Annotated in this window: 3 protein-coding genes; all 3 read left to right on the top strand. The window is 50.3% G+C overall.

Annotated elements, in window-relative coordinates:
* The first annotated feature begins 133 nt into the window (after nt 1–133).
* Nucleotides 134–472 carry a hypothetical protein gene (locus ACFQ6N_RS40920; RefSeq protein WP_322535635.1) on the top strand — a complete coding sequence of 113 codons (339 nt, stop codon included), beginning with the start codon at nt 134–136 and terminating at the stop codon, nt 470–472.
* 32 nt (nt 473–504) lie between these two features.
* Complete coding sequence (locus ACFQ6N_RS40915) at nt 505–918, top strand: hypothetical protein (protein WP_365891120.1); 414 nt, start codon at nt 505–507, stop codon at nt 916–918.
* 70 nt (nt 919–988) lie between these two features.
* The coding region (locus ACFQ6N_RS40910) for a hypothetical protein (RefSeq protein WP_380659208.1) at nt 989–1,264 on the top strand (276 nt) is incomplete at its 3' end.

Here is a 1,264-nt window from a genome sequence, read left to right as displayed (position 1 = left end):
GATAGAGCACGTGCGAGACATATCTGGGATGAACTCCAAGGAGTCATCAAGACTCTGGAACACATCAAAAACGAAAATAAATGGGTGAACTGACTTGAATCTTTCAAAAGATGTTGAACGATTGATTGACAACATGATCTGGGAGACCGCAGAGGGCAAGGTGGATTGGTCTTTCTCAGAGCCGCCCAAGGTTCTTACTGAGGGAACTCATTACCTGATCCCGTCTTACATCACATGTAAGTATAAGGATAAGCAGAGAATTGCGGTGTATGAGCGCCGATTCAAGCATTTCACAGATGTAGACGAGTGGTTCTGGGCAAGCATGAACATTTTCCTGATGCTTGATAATTGGGGGCGGGTAATCTTCGAATCAGAAGAAGCTGATAACAAGATCAATAGCCTCTTCAATGTTGCGAAAGACAGTGCCTCCAAAGTGAATGACATCATCAAAGGGCTTCTTGAAGAAGATTGATGGCAGGACGGAAGCAGCATACAGGGGGTTAAATGGGATTGTTCAGCGGCATCAAAGACAGCATCAAGAAGAGCGAAGCAGCCGTTTGCGTCCAGAATTTGTTGGAGCAGCAACAGAAGATCGGCTACTTCAGCGGCAACCCGGCGAGCTATGCAAATTCAATCGTTCAAGCGGCTTGGGACGAACGACCTGATATTTTCAGCGGAAAGTTTGGACAACGACCTCACAAAATAGCTGTCACCGCCGTCGCACTGTCGAGGGCGCTCTCACTGAGCAGTGAAGGTGACCCCAACCGCTTTGCACTCCTAGCGTGCTTGGGGACAGCGGTAGCTGAGGCTCACACGAATGCAGGCTTCTACCCATTCAACAACCTGGACATGACGCTGCTGGAAGCCGCAGGAGACGTATTCATTGAGAAGGGGAACGAAATGGGCGTTCCGATGTGAGAGAGCGCTGTGCTCTCTTATCCGTCGCTATCGAAGAACACAAGCAGCGTCGTAGTGGAGGCTAAAAATTATGGGAATCATCCGGCATTTGAAGTCTTTCTTTGGTGGGCAAACCGCCACTGCACCACGGGTGACAGAGACAGAGCCTCCTTACAAGGCGCTCGAAATCAAGCCGGCACAGGACGTGTTCGATTGCTACGCCGTAGTGTTCGACCAGGTGATGTCCAAAGTAGAGGGAATTCCTCCTGAGGATCTGGATGCAGCCAAGGATTACGTCATGGCGGGGGATGGAGGCTTCCTCAACGCTCACCGCTACTATGACCACGTGTGGACCCGCTACTTCTCC

The sequence above is a fragment of the Kitasatospora sp. NPDC056446 genome (assembly GCF_042796115.1).
In the GTDB taxonomy this organism is placed as follows: domain Bacteria; phylum Actinomycetota; class Actinomycetes; order Streptomycetales; family Streptomycetaceae; genus Kitasatospora.
The sequence above is the reverse complement of the archived record's forward strand: the minus strand, read 5'-3'. Positions and strand labels throughout refer to the sequence as shown.